Source organism: Dellaglioa sp. CoH-57-MRSF-18, from assembly GCF_056781995.1.
On sequence record NZ_JBXAXX010000023.1, the window covers coordinates 1 to 789 of the forward strand.

The window sequence follows — 789 nt, forward strand, 5'->3', positions numbered from 1 at the left end:
GGAGCGCGGGGTCGTCCATTCGCGGGCCACGGCGACCGGAACCACGAAGCCAAAGCGCGCTTTCATGGCACCGCCAATAACAGCCCCGACCGGATACGAAATGCCATGTTTCTTCAGCACGTCTTCCAGATTGGCGTCGAGGCTAATGGAGTGCCCTACGATTTTTTCGATAGCAGAAAGAGCCTCGTCGCGCGTCCGGTCCTCATCCGTGTTTTCGTCTTCGACGATCAGCAGGTTGTCGTCCACGATGTTGCTCCCAGCTTCCTGCTCCTTCCGCTTGCGCAGAATCAGGTCCGTGATCTCGTTCACGGTGGCGCATCCACGCAGGTCCGCGACAGTGACCGCGACCGCAAAATCGTTGTAAATCTCGTCGCAGACTTCCGCCAGCGGGTGTGCGTTGTACAGATCGTTGTGATCAACGATCGAGTCCAAAACTTCATCGTTGTCGATGTCGTTCCAGATCGTGTAGACGTTGGTCAGCGTTGCTTTCACCTTTTCGGCCACGTCATCGCGCTCGTGGTCCGGGTATACAGCCTCCGTATCCGTGCCGGAGCCCTTTGCGCTATTGAGCAGCGCGTCCTGCACGCGATCCGCAAGCTTCGTCACAAACGTCGCAGCATGGCCCCCAATTTCGTACGTCTCATCATCGACGAGCGTCCGGAACTCGTCCAACGCCTTTTCGACGCCGACCTGATACCCGCGTTCGTACGCGGCCGCCTCCGGGCCCTCAACATCTGCGTCATTGGCGACGATGAGCAGCGCCTGCGTCTCGAACTCGTACTGACCCAC

1 protein-coding gene is annotated in these 789 nt (G+C 58.9%); it reads right to left on the bottom strand.

Annotation, left to right across the window (positions count from 1 at the left end):
• The coding region (locus AC1RPG_RS07815; RefSeq protein ID WP_481762441.1) for a hypothetical protein at positions 1-789 on the bottom strand (789 nt) is incomplete at both ends.